This window comes from Streptomyces hokutonensis (assembly GCF_000376565.1).
Classification (GTDB): Bacteria; Actinomycetota; Actinomycetes; order Streptomycetales; family Streptomycetaceae; genus Streptomyces; species Streptomyces hokutonensis.
The window spans coordinates 144660-156776 of record NZ_BARG01000046.1 but is presented as its reverse complement, the minus strand read 5'-3'; the positions used below and the strand labels follow the sequence as shown (position 1 = coordinate 156776).

General features: G+C 71.3%; 16 protein-coding genes. 8 read left to right on the top strand and 8 right to left on the bottom strand.

Translation table 11 applies throughout. From position 1 onward, the window contains the following. Positions 1 to 393 precede the first annotated feature (393 nt). Positions 394 to 1062: a class I SAM-dependent methyltransferase gene (locus SSP08S_RS28665; protein ID WP_019071086.1), complete on the bottom strand. Its 669-nt coding sequence runs from the start codon at positions 1060 to 1062 to the stop codon at positions 394 to 396. On the opposite strand from SSP08S_RS28665, the gene SSP08S_RS28660 reads away from it, so the two are divergent. After that, a complete protein-coding gene (locus SSP08S_RS28660) occupies positions 1061 to 1612 on the top strand; it encodes an HAD domain-containing protein (protein WP_019071085.1) in 552 nt (183 codons plus the stop codon). The two genes, SSP08S_RS28665 and SSP08S_RS28660, sit on opposite strands and share 2 nt — an antisense overlap. 3 nt (positions 1613 to 1615) lie before the next feature. Here SSP08S_RS28660 and SSP08S_RS28655 read toward each other — a convergent pair whose 3' ends face one another. After that, positions 1616 to 2512 carry an aminoglycoside phosphotransferase family protein gene (locus SSP08S_RS28655; RefSeq protein WP_043259766.1) on the bottom strand — a complete coding sequence of 299 codons (897 nt, stop codon included), beginning with the start codon at positions 2510 to 2512 and terminating at the stop codon, positions 1616 to 1618. Between the two features lie 120 nt (positions 2513 to 2632). Between SSP08S_RS28655 and SSP08S_RS59625 the strand changes: the two genes are divergently transcribed. Further along, complete coding sequence (locus SSP08S_RS59625; protein WP_026178907.1) at positions 2633 to 3268, top strand: PadR family transcriptional regulator; 636 nt, start codon at positions 2633 to 2635, stop codon at positions 3266 to 3268. Positions 3269 to 3373: 105 nt separating this feature from the next. Here SSP08S_RS59625 and SSP08S_RS28645 read toward each other — a convergent pair whose 3' ends face one another. After that, positions 3374 to 3802 (bottom strand): type II toxin-antitoxin system Rv0910 family toxin, encoded by a 429-nt coding sequence (locus SSP08S_RS28645; RefSeq protein ID WP_019071082.1) that lies wholly within the window; start codon positions 3800 to 3802, stop codon positions 3374 to 3376. Positions 3803 to 3947: 145 nt separating this feature from the next. Next, positions 3948 to 4115: a hypothetical protein gene (locus SSP08S_RS62595; RefSeq protein WP_019071081.1), complete on the bottom strand. Its 168-nt coding sequence runs from the start codon at positions 4113 to 4115 to the stop codon at positions 3948 to 3950. Positions 4116 to 4334: 219 nt separating this feature from the next. On the opposite strand from SSP08S_RS62595, the gene SSP08S_RS28635 reads away from it, so the two are divergent. The 3 genes from SSP08S_RS28635 to SSP08S_RS28625 all read left to right on the top strand — a co-directional run bounded on the left by SSP08S_RS28635 (position 4335) and on the right by SSP08S_RS28625 (position 6394). Beyond that, on the top strand, positions 4335 to 4886 hold the full coding sequence (locus SSP08S_RS28635) for a Clp protease N-terminal domain-containing protein (protein WP_026178906.1): 552 nt from the start codon (positions 4335 to 4337) through the stop codon (positions 4884 to 4886). 88 nt (positions 4887 to 4974) lie between these two features. After that, a complete protein-coding gene (locus SSP08S_RS28630) occupies positions 4975 to 5979 on the top strand; it encodes an EamA family transporter (protein WP_019071079.1) in 1005 nt (334 codons plus the stop codon). A gap of 31 nt (positions 5980 to 6010) precedes the next feature. After that, positions 6011 to 6394 carry a hypothetical protein gene (locus tag SSP08S_RS28625; protein WP_019071078.1) on the top strand — a complete coding sequence of 128 codons (384 nt, stop codon included), beginning with the start codon at positions 6011 to 6013 and terminating at the stop codon, positions 6392 to 6394. Between the two features lie 50 nt (positions 6395 to 6444). On the opposite strand, the gene SSP08S_RS28620 is transcribed toward SSP08S_RS28625, so the two are convergent. Both SSP08S_RS28620 and SSP08S_RS28615 read right to left on the bottom strand, forming a co-directional pair. Beyond that, positions 6445 to 7077, bottom strand: a complete 633-nt coding sequence (locus SSP08S_RS28620; protein ID WP_019071077.1) for an FMN-binding negative transcriptional regulator — start codon at positions 7075 to 7077, stop codon at positions 6445 to 6447. Then, complete coding sequence (locus SSP08S_RS28615) at positions 7077 to 7763, bottom strand: pyridoxamine 5'-phosphate oxidase family protein (protein ID WP_026178905.1); 687 nt, start codon at positions 7761 to 7763, stop codon at positions 7077 to 7079. Before SSP08S_RS28615 ends, SSP08S_RS28620 begins: the two co-directional genes overlap by 1 nt. A 65-nt stretch (positions 7764 to 7828) precedes the next feature. Between SSP08S_RS28615 and SSP08S_RS28610 the strand changes: the two genes are divergently transcribed. Together SSP08S_RS28610 and SSP08S_RS28605 are read left to right on the top strand one after the other, a co-directional pair. Next, the gene (locus SSP08S_RS28610; RefSeq protein WP_026178904.1) at positions 7829 to 9160 is read left to right on the top strand and encodes an aminotransferase class I/II-fold pyridoxal phosphate-dependent enzyme; all 1332 of its coding nucleotides are present in this window, start codon (positions 7829 to 7831) and stop codon (positions 9158 to 9160) included. A 59-nt stretch (positions 9161 to 9219) separates the two neighbouring features. After that, positions 9220 to 10122 (top strand): LysR family transcriptional regulator, encoded by a 903-nt coding sequence (locus SSP08S_RS28605; protein ID WP_019071074.1) that lies wholly within the window; start codon positions 9220 to 9222, stop codon positions 10120 to 10122. 142 nt (positions 10123 to 10264) lie between these two features. Here SSP08S_RS28605 and SSP08S_RS28600 read toward each other — a convergent pair whose 3' ends face one another. Beyond that, entirely contained in the window at positions 10265 to 10732 is a 468-nt protein-coding gene (locus SSP08S_RS28600) for a pyridoxamine 5'-phosphate oxidase family protein (RefSeq protein WP_026178903.1), read from the bottom strand. Between the two features lie 149 nt (positions 10733 to 10881). Between SSP08S_RS28600 and SSP08S_RS28595 the strand changes: the two genes are divergently transcribed. Then, the gene (locus SSP08S_RS28595) at positions 10882 to 11532 is read left to right on the top strand and encodes a cysteine hydrolase family protein (protein WP_019071072.1); all 651 of its coding nucleotides are present in this window, start codon (positions 10882 to 10884) and stop codon (positions 11530 to 11532) included. A 3-nt stretch (positions 11533 to 11535) separates the two neighbouring features. On the opposite strand, the gene SSP08S_RS28590 is transcribed toward SSP08S_RS28595, so the two are convergent. Next, positions 11536 to 12012, bottom strand: coding sequence for a Rieske (2Fe-2S) protein (locus SSP08S_RS28590; protein ID WP_019071071.1), 477 nt, complete (start codon positions 12010 to 12012; stop codon positions 11536 to 11538). Positions 12013 to 12117: the final 105 nt, after the last annotated feature.

Genomic DNA, 12117 nt, shown 5'->3' with positions numbered 1-12117 from the left:
GGGCGGGGTGGTGCGGCGGTGTGGGGGTGGGGTGGGGGTGCGCGGCCGGTTCGGTGGCGCGGGGTCGGGCCGGTCGTGCTGGGTCGGGTCGGTGGTGCTCGATCGAGCCGGTGGTGCGGGGTCGGGTCGGCGGTGCTGGACTGATTCGGTCGTGCGGGAGTGGTTCTGCGGTGCTGGATCGGGCCGGTGGTGTGGAGTCCGGCCGGCAGTGCGGGGTCGGGTCGCGGTGCCGGACTGAATCGGTCGTGCGGGGGTGGCTTCTGCGGTGCTGGGCCGATCTCGTGGCGGTGGACCGGGGCTGGTGGTGCTGGACCGGTCAGGCGGTGCGGCCTCGAATCGGCGGTCCGGTACTGATCCGGCGCTGCCGTGCTGGGTCGCTCCGAAGGGCGGCCGCTACGACGGCGACGGGTGCTCCGGCTTCCGCGCCAGGACGGTGGCGTACGTCCTCTTCGATTCCGCCGTGGGTTCCTGGATCAACCGGGCGGTGATCGCGAACCCGGCCCGCTCCAGCAACTCGGCGATCCGCTCCGGCGGGATCAGATGGGACTCGTAGGACACGGGATGCCCGCCGTACGCCTGCGTCGGGCGCCGGAGTTCGCCCTCTCCCACGTGGCCGGCCAGCATCAGCTGGCCGCCGGGCGCGAGGGTGCGGTGGAACTCGCCGAACACGACCGGCAGTTGGTCCGGCGGGGTGTGATGGGTGGAGAAGTAGGCGAGGACACCGCCCAGTTCACCGTCGCCGATCTCCGGCGCGGTCATCGAGCCCACGGTGAAGGTCAGCTCCGGGTAGGCGCGACGGGCCAGCTCGATCATCCTCGGGGACAGGTCGATGCCGAAGACCGGCACCCCCAACTCCGCCAGATACGCGGTGACTTTGCCGGGCCCGCACCCCAGGTCCGCCACCGGACCGAGCCCCGCCGACCGCACGGTCTCCGCGAACGCGGCCAGCATCGCCCGTGACAGCGGGTCCAACTCGGCCGGATTCTTGACGAGTTGGACGTAGTCGGCGGCGACGGTGTCGTACGACTCCCGGATCGCGGCGAGGTAGGAGGGCTCGGTCATGCGGGCGACTTTAGAGGGGGGATCCCTGACCGAACGGGCGGAACGCCCGCTGCTTTTCCTGGACGTCGACGGAACGCTCCTGCCCCTCGGCGGCGCGCGGATTCCGTCGAGTCCTCAGGGGTGGGTGGACTGGCAGGGCACGTCGAACCCCCAACTGGCGAAGATCGACACGGACCATGTTCCGCGTCTGCTGGCACTGCCCTGCGAGCTGATCTGGGCCACCGCGTGGATGGAGTACGCGAATGAGGTGCTGTCCCCGCTCCTCGGACTGCCGCGCTTCCCGGTGGCCGAACTCCCGGACCCACCGCAGGAGTACGAGCCCGACGTACTCAACTGGAAGACCCGAGCCCTCGTCCGAGCCGCGGCGGGCCGCCCCTTCGTCTGGGTCGACGACGAGATCACCGACCTCGACCACGCCTGGGTGTCGGCCCATCACGGTGGACACGCCCTCCTCCACCGCGTGGATTCGACGACCGGCCTCACCGGGGCCGACTTCGGGGTGGTCGACGACTGGTTGCTGGAGCGGAGCCGGGACCGTCGGCGCGGATGACCGTCAGTCCATCGACCCCAGAATCCGGTCGAGCGTCCGGCGCCCCATCCTGCTCATCGGCGGGTTGGTCTCGGTGTAGTACCAGACGAGGCCCATCGCCTGTTCGAACGCCCAAGCCTTGCCGCGCTCCCACTCCAGGTCGTCGCAGCCCAGTGCCCGCCGGAGCACGTCCCGGGGGCCCGGCCGCAGCAGGTGCCAGGCGCTGACCAGGTCCAGTGCGGGGTCGGCCGGGCCGAAGCCGCCGGTGTCCAGGACGCCGCCGAGGCGGTCTCCGGCGACCAGGACGTTGCCGGGGATCAGGTCACCATGGCTCATCACGTCGGCGCTCGTGCGTGGCAATTCCCGGAAGTGGACCCACAGTCGGCGCAGCGGGCGCACGTCCAGCAGCCCCGCGCTCTCCTCGAAGCACTGTGCCATCCAGTCGTCGTGGTGGGCGAGGACGCCGCCGCGATTGTCGCCGTCGAAGATCCGACCCCGTGTCTCGGTGTCCCGCAGGGATGCGATGAAGGCCGCGAGGTCCTCGGCGAAGGCGTCCGAGCCGCTGGGGTCGGCGTCGAGGGCGATGGTCCCCGGCAGCCAGGTCTGGACGGACCACGGCATGGGGTAACCCGCTCCGGGCTTGCCCAGGGCGACGGGTTCCGGGACGGGGAACCGGGACACCTGGGCCAGCTCCGCGCTCGCCAGGGCCTCCCGTTCCAGCACTGCCAGCACCTCGTCTGCAGCGGCCGGCCGCAGCGGGAAACGCGCGGAGAGGTCGTCGCCGATACGGAAGATGGCGTGGACCGTCCCTGTCGTCGACAGGGGCTGGATCGCCCGGCCGCTCCAGTGGGGGAACTGTTCCTGGATCAGGGCCGCGACGATTTCGCTGGTCACGTCCACTTGGTCGGCATGCATGGTCATCCAGTCAGCCATGCGTCCAAGGCCGGATCAACCGAGAATTTTTCAGGGCTTGTCATCCGATCGGTTCCGATATATCGTTGACGCATCGCGACAGATCAACGATGGAATGGAGTGATTGCGATGCGTACCCACGGATACGAGCGTGGACATGGACAGGAAGGCCACCCCCGGCGCGGCCGGGGCGGCCCCGACGGGCGGCGTGCGGCTTTCGGACCCTTCGGTCCGGGTGGCCCGGGCGGTCCCGGTGGCCCCGGCTTCGGACCGGGCTTCGGTCCCGGCCCCTGGGGCGGACGAGGGCGCGGCGGCCCGCGAGGCAGGGCACGGCGCGGTGACGTACGCGCGTCGATCCTCGCCCTCCTCAAGGACCGGCCGATGCACGGCTACGAGATGATCCAGGAGATCGCCGAGCGCAGCGGCGGCGCGTGGAAGCCGAGCCCCGGCTCGGTCTACCCCACCCTGCAGCTGCTGGAGGACGAGGGCCTGATCGCCAGCGCGACGGAGGGCGGCAAGAAGCTCTTCTCGCTCACCGACGCCGGCCGTACCGCGGCCGAGGAAGGTCCGGACGCGCCCTGGGAAGAGGCTTCCCGAGGTGTCGACTGGGAGGCCCTGAGTGAGATCCGCCAGGCCGGCTTCGGTCTGATGGAGGCCTTCGGGCAGGTCTGGAAGACCGGCAGCAAGGAGCAGCGCGAGAAGGCGCTGACCGTCATCAACGACGCCCGCAAGAAGCTGTACCTGATCCTGGCCGACGAGGACTGATGTCCTCGGGGTCGGAAAGGGCAGCAGGTCAAGGCGCCCCACGGGAGTTCCGTGGGGCGCCTTCCCTGTGCGCGTTCCCGTTCCTGCGGTGCCCCGGTGCCTTCCTCAGGCCACCAGCCCGCCCAGTTTGCGCAGCGATTCGTTCAGGGCGGCCGTCCCCGAGTCCTTCAGCTTGCCCGCCATCAACGTCACCGCCGCACCCGTGAACTCGCCGTCGATACGGACCGTCGTGGCGTCGCCGTCGGGTGTGAGCGTGTAGCGGGTGGCGACGTTCACGGCCATCGGGCCCTTGCCGCGGATAGCCAGCACCCGGGCCGCCTCCACCTCCTCGACGGTCCACTCGACCTCCGCCGGGAAGCCCATCAGCTTCATGTTCTCCTGGAAGGTCGCGCCCGCTTCGAGGCTCTCGGGGCCGCCCTTGGGGAAGTTGGTGTGGGTCGTGTTCCACTCGCCGTACGCGGACCAGTCCGTGAGCTGGGTCCACACCTTCTCGGCCGGGGCCTCGATGCGTGCCTCCGCGCTGATTTCGGCCATACGACCACCTCTTCCTGTCGGGCTACGGTGCTGTCGGGCTACGGTGTCGCGGAACGTAGCCGCAGGGCGCGCAACATTCAATACTGATGAACCGTCAGGAAGTGTCCGCAGCGGCCGCGTTCGGAGCGTACCGACCTCGTCGGCCTCAGCCCACGCGCCGTATCACCGCCGCGTCGAAGAGATCCCACGCGCGCGGGTGGGCGCTCTCGTCGTGGCAGTGCCACGCGTCCCAGAACAGGTCGGCGGGCAGTGCGTCCTCCGGGGCGTACACCCGGTACACGTACTGCCTGCCGTCGACCGCCGGCAGCGCCACCAGCCAGCACCTGCTCTCCACGTTCGCGAAAGACGTACGCCCGGTGCAGAGCGGTTGCGCACGGGGCGCGCGGCAAGGCGGCGCGCGCCTCTCGGGGTTGAGGCGCGTGATCTCATCCATAAGGAGGAGATCTCGTCGCCCGGAGTCCACTCTGTGTGGGATGCCGAAATGCTCCCCTCCGGGGATGACCTCGATGCGGGGGACTGATGGGGTAAGAGTGTGCAACCCCGTATTCCCAGGCAGTCGAACCGCGAGCAGGGCATTCACCGCGCGGACAACGATGCCAGGCTCAGTGCAGAGCTGGCAGCGGTGGTGGCGGGCGCCCGCCGCCGGGCCCTGCGGGACGGGGACCGGCAGATCGACACGGCCCATCTGCTGCACAGCCTCCTGGAGTCGGATCCCGAGGCACGTGCCGTCTTCGGTGACGGCCCCCAGATCGCCCGGCTGCTCGGCTACCTGGTGCAGCGCAGCATCGGCTACGGCCTGCGCTGGCAGGGCAGCGTCGAGGACTCCGGCGCGATCCCCGTGATCCCGGCGGCGGAGGGCTGGTCGCCGCTGGCCGCGGGCGCCCTCGAGTACGCCTGTGAGCGCGCCGAACTCCGCGACGACGACCTGGCGGGCGGCATCGACCTCCTCGCCGCACTCGTCGCGGACCCCGAGGCCCGCGCCGTCGAGGTCCTCCACCGCGCGGGCATCGAGTCCCCCGAGGTGCTGGTGTGGATCGAGAGCCGGCCGGGGGAGTACGTCACGGGCGGCGAGCCGGGCTGCTGACCGAGCGAGCCGCCCACCGCGCGGAGGCCGTCCACGCGCTGAGACAGGTGTCAACGGGGGTGACGCTCATGTCATCCCCTGTCATCATGTGGCCGTGCATACGTCTGAGAGCAGTGCCGCCGGTGGGGCGAAGGGTGTCGGGCTCGGTCTGGCGCTCGGGTCCGCGCTGGCCTTCGGGGGATCCGGAGTCGCGGCCAAACCGCTGATCGAGGCGGGCCTCGACCCGCTGCACGTGGTGTGGCTGCGGGTGGCAGGCGCCGCCCTGGTGATGCTGCCGCTCGCCGTGCGCCACCGCGCACTCGTCCGGAGCCGCCCCGCACTGCTCCTCGGCTTCGGACTGCTCGCCGTCGCGGGCGTCCAGGCCTGCTACTTCGCCGCGATCTCCCGCATACCCGTCGGTGTCGCCCTGCTCGTCGAGTACCTCGCACCGGCCCTCGTGCTCGGCTGGGTCCGGTTCGTGCAGCGGCGTCCGGTCACCCGCGCCGCCGCGCTCGGCGTGGTCCTCGCGGCCGGCGGCCTCGCCTGCGTCGTCGAGGTGTGGTCGGGCCTGAGCTTCGACGCCGTCGGCCTGCTGCTCGCGCTCGCCGCGGCCTGCTGCCAGGTCGGCTACTTCGTCCTCTCCGACCAGGGCAGCGACGCGGGCACCGAGGTCCCCGACCCGCTCGGCGTGATCGCCTACGGCCTGCTCGTCGGCGCCCTCGTCCTCACCGCCGTGGCCCGCCCCTGGACCATGCCCTGGTCCGTCCTCAAGGGCGACGCCCACATGAACGGCAACGCGGTCCCGGCCGCGCTCCTCCTCGCCTGGATCGTCCTGATCGCCACGGTCCTGGCCTACGTCACCGGAGTCGTCTCCGTCCGCCGCCTCTCCCCACAGGTCGCCGGCGTCGTCGCCTGCCTCGAAGCGGTCATCGCGACGGTCCTCGCCTGGATCCTCCTCGGCGAACACCTCTCCGCCCCGCAGATCATCGGCGGAGCGGTCGTCCTGCTCGGCGCGTTCATCGCCCAGTCCTCGGCTCCGACGAAGGGCTCGGAGGAACCGGTCGCGATCGGCGGCCCCGAAAGGGAGTTGTCCCGTCGGGAAACGGCCGCCTAGGCTCAAGCCGAGCACGGGCAAGGAGGACCTGATGGGGCTCATGCTCTACCCCGCGGACGGCGACGTGACCAGCCCGGACGCCGAGTGGTCCTACAGAGGCTTCGCCGAGTTCAGGCAATGGCTGGCGCAGGCCGAGGGCTTCGACCTCGACGAGATGCACGGCTTCGGCGGAGACCGTCAGTGGAACAGCGTCACCACCGCGCTGGAACCGCTGCTCGACCATCCGGACGACGTCGTCTCCGAGTTCACACCCGCCCAATGCGCGGCCATGCTGCCCCGACTGGAAGCAATCGTCGAGCGACGCCAGCACGATGGCAGCGACCCCGTTCTGCAACGCCATCTCGCTGACGCCCGCCGACTGGTCGTCGTCATGAGGCTCTGTCTGGACAAACACGTCGAGCTCTACTTCGGCTGACCGCAGGCGGCACCGGCACCGGCACTCTCACCCTCATGCCCACCCCCGCCTCACCCCTCCCGCCGCCGCAGCAAATGCCCCCGCGCCACGTCGTCCCGCACCCCGCCCCGCCCCGCAAGTCCCGCCGCGATGCGGTCCTGGACCTCCGCCGACCGCTTGCCCGCGTACTTGAACTTGGCCCGTACGCCGGTGACTTCGAGGCGTACGGCGCGGATGCCGGACAGCAGGCGGCCGTTCGGGGGCTCGCCGGGGGCGACCGGTGTGGTGCCGCCCTCGGGCTGGAAGTGGCCGACCTGGCGGTTGAGGAGGGTCGCCTTCTCGGTCGGGTCGTCCACGAGGTGGGCGGTGCAGCGGAGTTGGACGGCCGCGTAGAAGCTGGTCGGGACGCCGTGTTCCGGTGGGACGTCCGGGTCCGCCTGCCAGGGGCCGGGGATGAACACGTAGTCGTCGACGACGCTCAGCACCACCTGGGGGTTCGACTCCAGCGCCGGCCACAGGGGGTTGGGGCGGGCCAGGTGGGTGACCGCCTCGCCGCGCTCGGGGTCGTAGGCGAAGTGGAGGGGCTGGATCAACGGGGGTTCGCCGGGTGGTCCGTTGACGGCCAGTTGGCCGAAGTCGTGGGCGGCGAGCCAGTGTTGCCACTCGGTGTCGTCGTGGGGTGCGTCCCAGGGGTGGATCAGCATCACAACTCCGCCAGGTAGCCGGGGAGTTCGATGCCGGGGGACAGGTCGTCGTTCGGGAGCGGGGTGCCGTAACCGGTGTTCAGGGGGAGGACGCCGGCCCAGTGGGGGAGGTCCAGGTCCTCGGGCTCGTCGTTCGCGCCGCCGGTGCGGAGCTTGGCGGAGACCTCGTCGAGGTCGAGGCGGATCACCATGGTGGCGGCGAGTTCCTTCTTGTTGCCGGGCCGCGAGTCCGCCGAACGGCCGGGCACGACATGGTCGACCAGCGCGTCCAGCGCCGTCCGCTTCTCCTCGGGGTCCGTCACCTGGTGGGCGATGCCGTGCACCACCACGGAGCGGTAGTTGATCGAGTGGTGGAAGGCGGAGCGGGCCAGGACGAGACCGTCGACGTGGGTGACCGTCAGGCACACCGGGAGCCCCGGGTCGGCCTTCCCCGTCATCCGCAGCGGACGCGCACCCGTCGAACCGTGCACGTACAGCCGCTCCCCGACCCGCCCGAACAACGTCGGCAGCACGACCGGCCGGCCGTCGCGCACGAAGCCGAGATGACAGACGTAGGCCGTGTCCAGTATCGCGTGCACCAACTCCTTGTCGTACGACGCCCGTTCCGCGGAACGCGTGGGCACGGTCAGGTCGGTCGGTGTGTACGCCGCGGGCTGCGGTATCGGCTGCGTCGTCGTCCCCTGCATGACGTTCTCCGTGTTCATCGGTGTTCGAGTTGCGATGTGTATTGCACTAGTGCATAGTTAGCTTTGTGCTAGGAGAATACCGGATCGAAGGGCGACGCGCAGCCGACATCGCTGCCGACGTCGAGCGCGCGGTGGGCTCGGGAGAGCTGGAGCCGGGGCAACTGCTGCCGCCGATGCGGGAGTTGGCCGTAGAGCTGGGGGTGAATCCCAATACGGTCGCGGCCGCGTACCGGACCCTGCGGGAGCGCGGGGTCATCGAGACCGCCGGGCGGCGCGGCAGCCGGGTGCGGCCGAAGCCGGCCACGACCGGGCGGGAGCACATCCGTGTGGAGGTGCCGGAGGGGGTGCGCGAGGTGTCGCACGGAAATCCGGATCCCGCCCTGCTGCCCTCCCTCGCCGGGGCGTTCGCCTGGGCCGCCGAACTCTCCGACCGGGAACCGGTCATGTACGGCGACGACCCGGTCGAACCGGAGCTGGCACGCATCGCGCGGGCCGCGCTGGACGCGGACGGTGTGCCGGCCGGCCCCGTGGCCGTCGCCTCCGGGTCGCTGGACGCCATCGAGCGCGTCCTCGCCGCCCATCTGAAGCCCGGTGACACCGTCGCCGTCGAGGACCCGGGGTGGGGCAGCCTGCTCGACCTCGTACCGGCGCTCGGCCTGCGCGTCACCCCCGTCCGCGTCGACGACGACGGACCGCACCCCGACGACGTGCGCGCCGCGCTGGCGTCCGGCGCGCGGGCCCTGATCGTCACCGACCGGGCGCAGAACCCCACCGGAGCCGTGGTGAGCGCCACGCGCGCGCGTGCCCTGCGTTCCGTGCTCCGCGACCACCCGGAGACCCTGCTGATCGAGGACGACCACGGCCACGGCATCGTCGACCAGCCCCTGCACCCGCTGGCCGGCGCCACCCGTCACTGGGCCTTCGTGCGCTCGGCGGCCAAGGCCTACGGCCCCGATCTGCGCCTCGCCGTGCTCACCGGGGACACCGTCACCCTCGACCGGGTCCGTGGCCGCCAGCGCCTCGGTCCTGGCTGGGTCAGCCGGATCATCCAGCGCGCCGTTGCCAGGCTCTGGGCCGACGGCGCGGTGGACACCCCGGCCGTGGCCGCCGCCTACGGCCGCCGCCGCGACGCGCTGATCGCCGCGCTCGCCGACCACGGGGTCGCGGCGTACGGCCGCAGCGGCCTCAACGTCTGGATCCCGGTACCGGACGAGACCGGCGCGGTCTCCCGCCTCCTCCACGCGGGCTGGGCCGTGGCGCCCGGCGCCCGCTTCCGGATGAGCGCACCGCCCGGCATCCGGATCACCGTCTCGACCCTGACGGCCGACGAGACCGGGCGGCTGGCGGAGGCGATCGCCTCCGCGTGCGGCCGGACGCCGATGCGCGGCTACGCGTAAGGGCGTGACCTTGTAGCGCGAGCGGGACGCGACTCCGGGTTTCTCGTAGCATCGCTTACATGTTGAACCTGGAGCGGCTGCGCACCCTGGACGCCCTGGCCCGGCACGGCTCGGTCAGTGGTGCGGCCGAGGGGCTGCATGTGACGACCTCGGCCGTGTCGCAGCAGATGTCCAAGCTGGAGCGGGAGGTGGGACAGCAGCTCCTCGCCAAGAACGGACGGGGAGTGCGGCTCACCGACGCCGGCCGGCTGCTCGCCGAGCACGCGGGCCGGATCCTGTCCCAGGTGGAGTTGGCCCAGGCGGATCTGGAGGCCCAACGCGGCCAGGTGGTGGGCGAGTTGAGGCTCTCCGCGTTTCCGACCGCCGCCCGCGGTCTCTTCCCCGCCGCACTCGCCGCGCTGCGCGCCGAGCACCCCGCGCTGCGCGTCCGCTCCACCGAACTGGAGCCGGAGAGCGGTATCGCGGGCGTCGTGCGCGGCGATCTCGACCTCGCGGTCGTCCTCGACTGGTACAACAAGCCGATGCCGCTGCCCGACGGCCTGGTCAAGGCGCCGATCCTGGACGACCCCGCCGATGTGGCGATGCCGGCCGGACATCCGCTGGCGGGCCGTGAGGAGGTGGACCTCGGGGAGTTCGCCGAGGACGAGTGGATCACCTGGGCCGAGGGCGAGTTCTGCCACGAGTGGCTGATGTTCACCCTGCGCTCCCGGGGCATCGAGCCGATCATCGGCCACCGCGCCGCCGAGACGCACACCCAACTGGGGCTGGTGGCGGCCGGGTTGGGCGTCTGCATCGCGCCTCTGCTGGGCCGCAGCCCGATGCCCGCCGGGGTCGTCACCGTCCCGCTGAAGCAGCGGGTGAGCCGGCATGTCTACGTCGTCTGGCGCGCGGACGCCGACCGCCGCCCCTCCATCCGCGCGGCGGTCGCGGCGCTGCGGGCAGCGGCCGAGACGGTCGTCTGACGGCCTGCCCGGGGCAAGTCGCGGGCAGGGCTGGCGACTTGCGGGCAGCGCGGGCGGCTCGCCGTCAGGGCAGCCGGTGTGCGCGTGGCGGGGCCAGTCCGCCCGGAGAGCCGCCGACGTGTGCCCAGCCCGGCGATCTCCCCTACAGCGCCGCCAACTTGCGGAAGTCCCAGGACGTGACCGTGTCCGGCGTCAGCCGAATCCAGGCGTGCCGGCCGTCGTAGGGCATCGCGTCCAGGCCGAAGTTCTTCTGCGCGAACAGCTTCTCCACCGCGACGAGTTCGGGCTGCGGCTCACCCGTGCGCGGGGACTCGCCCACGAACTCCACGGTCCCGGACAGCTCGACGCCCCGCAGCTCGTCGTAGGCGTGCCCCCCGTCGACGACCACGGCGACGCGCTGGTCGCGGCGCAGGTCGGCCCAGCGCTTGCTGCGGGTGATCGAGTACAGCCAGAGCGAGGTGCCGTCCCAGGCGAACCACAGCGGGCTGACGTGCGGGGCCCCGTCGGCGGAGACGGTCGCGACGCGGCAGGTCCGCTCGGCGGCGAGGAACTCGTCCAGCTCCTCGGGTGTCATCATGATCTTCCGGCCTCGACGCTGAGTGGCGGTCATGCGATCCCCTTCGGCAACGGCGCGAGCGGCGGGCAGCCGCTTCTGACGGTACGTCAGGAAATGTGGCCGGATGGGCGCCGGTCGTCTTCCGAACGCACGCGATGCTCGTTACTGTCACCCGCCCCGGCCGTCGACGACAAGGGAGAGCCATGCCGTCGCACGCACAACTCAGTGAGATCCTCGACACGGTGAGCACTGCCCTGCTCACCGTCGAATGTCAACAGGGCGTGGTCGGCCCGGACAGTGCGCTGCCCGAACTCGCCCTCGCCGCACGCTCGTCGGGCGCACTCGCCAATGTCGCCCGGCTGGTCGCCGCCGCGCACGAGGGCGGGGTCCAGGTGATCCACGCCCTCGCCGAACGCCGCCCGGACGGCCGGGGCGCGAACCACAACGCCCGCCTGTTCCGCGCCGCCGAACGCCTGCCCGTCCAGCAGCTCTCGGGCACCGCGGCGGTCCGCGTGGCACCCCCGATCGAGGTCGCCGAGGAGGACTTCGTCGTACGACGGCTGCACGGCCTGTCACCGATCCAGGGCACCGAAGTCGACGCGCTGCTACGGAACTTGGGCTGCCGCACCCTGATCGTCACCGGCGTCTCGGCCAACGTGGCGATCCCCAACGCGGTGTTCGACGCCGTCAACCGCGGCTACACCGTCGTCGTACCGAAGGACGCCATCGCGGGGGTGCCCTCGGAGTACACCCCCGCGATGATCCGCAACACCCTCGCATTGGTCGCTACGGTCGCGACCACGGACGAGGTGCTGGGCTGCTTCAAACGACCGCGCAGGGCCGATCGACGCTGACCGTCACGCCAGCGTGATGGAGTCCCCGGTCACGGTGATCTGCTCGGCGGGCAGCGCCTGGGTCGCGGGACCCTGCTTCACACTGCCGTCGGTGATCGAGAACTCGCTCTTGTGGCACGGGCAGCCGATGACGCCGTTGGTGATCGTGGTCACGGCACAGCCCTGGTGGGTGCACTTCGACGAGAACGCCTTGTAGGTGCCCGCCGTCGGCTGGGTGACCACCACACCCTGGCTGGCGAAGATCTTGCCGCCGCCCTCGGGGATGTCCGTGGTCTTCGCCAGTTCGGTGCCACCGGCGTCACCCTGGGCGGTGGAAGCGCCGGCCGTGGTGGTGGAGCCCGAGGTGTCCGAGGAGTCCGACGAGGAGTCGTCGCTCGACGAGCACGCGGTCAGCGCGACGGCGAGTCCCGCCGCGCCGACCGCCGCCAACGCGGTGCGACGGGAGGGCGCCGTAACGGGTTCGAACGAATCGCTGGTCATGCTGACGTTCCTTCCAGAAGAAAGCATTTGTGGGTCTGCAAAGGGGTACGGGATGCGGATGACCGTCGTTCAGACGGTGTCGAGAGCTTGGCCTTATCGAGATCA

Bases quoted from the DNA above. Each gene is read 5' to 3' on its own strand.
- SSP08S_RS28645 (WP_019071082.1), bottom strand. From the start codon at position 3,802: ATGGCCGAAATCAGCGCGGAGGCACGCATCGAGGCCCCGGCCGAGAAG.
- SSP08S_RS28655 (WP_043259766.1), bottom strand. From the start codon at position 2,512: ATGACCATGCATGCCGACCAAGTGGACGTGACCAGCGAAATCGTCGCG.
- SSP08S_RS28625 (WP_019071078.1), top strand. From the start codon at position 6,011: ATGGGGCTCATGCTCTACCCCGCGGACGGCGACGTGACCAGCCCGGAC.
- SSP08S_RS59625 (WP_026178907.1), top strand. From the start codon at position 2,633: ATGCGTACCCACGGATACGAGCGTGGACATGGACAGGAAGGCCACCCC.
- SSP08S_RS28665 (WP_019071086.1), bottom strand. From the start codon at position 1,062: ATGACCGAGCCCTCCTACCTCGCCGCGATCCGGGAGTCGTACGACACC.
- SSP08S_RS28605 (WP_019071074.1), top strand. From the start codon at position 9,220: ATGTTGAACCTGGAGCGGCTGCGCACCCTGGACGCCCTGGCCCGGCAC.
- SSP08S_RS28620 (WP_019071077.1), bottom strand. From the start codon at position 7,077: ATGCTGATCCACCCCTGGGACGCACCCCACGACGACACCGAGTGGCAA.
- SSP08S_RS28595 (WP_019071072.1), top strand. From the start codon at position 10,882: ATGCCGTCGCACGCACAACTCAGTGAGATCCTCGACACGGTGAGCACT.
- SSP08S_RS28660 (WP_019071085.1), top strand. From the start codon at position 1,061: ATGCGGGCGACTTTAGAGGGGGGATCCCTGACCGAACGGGCGGAACGC.
- SSP08S_RS28615 (WP_026178905.1), bottom strand. From the start codon at position 7,763: ATGCAGGGGACGACGACGCAGCCGATACCGCAGCCCGCGGCGTACACA.
- SSP08S_RS28590 (WP_019071071.1), bottom strand. From the start codon at position 12,012: ATGACCAGCGATTCGTTCGAACCCGTTACGGCGCCCTCCCGTCGCACC.
- SSP08S_RS28600 (WP_026178903.1), bottom strand. From the start codon at position 10,732: ATGACCGCCACTCAGCGTCGAGGCCGGAAGATCATGATGACACCCGAG.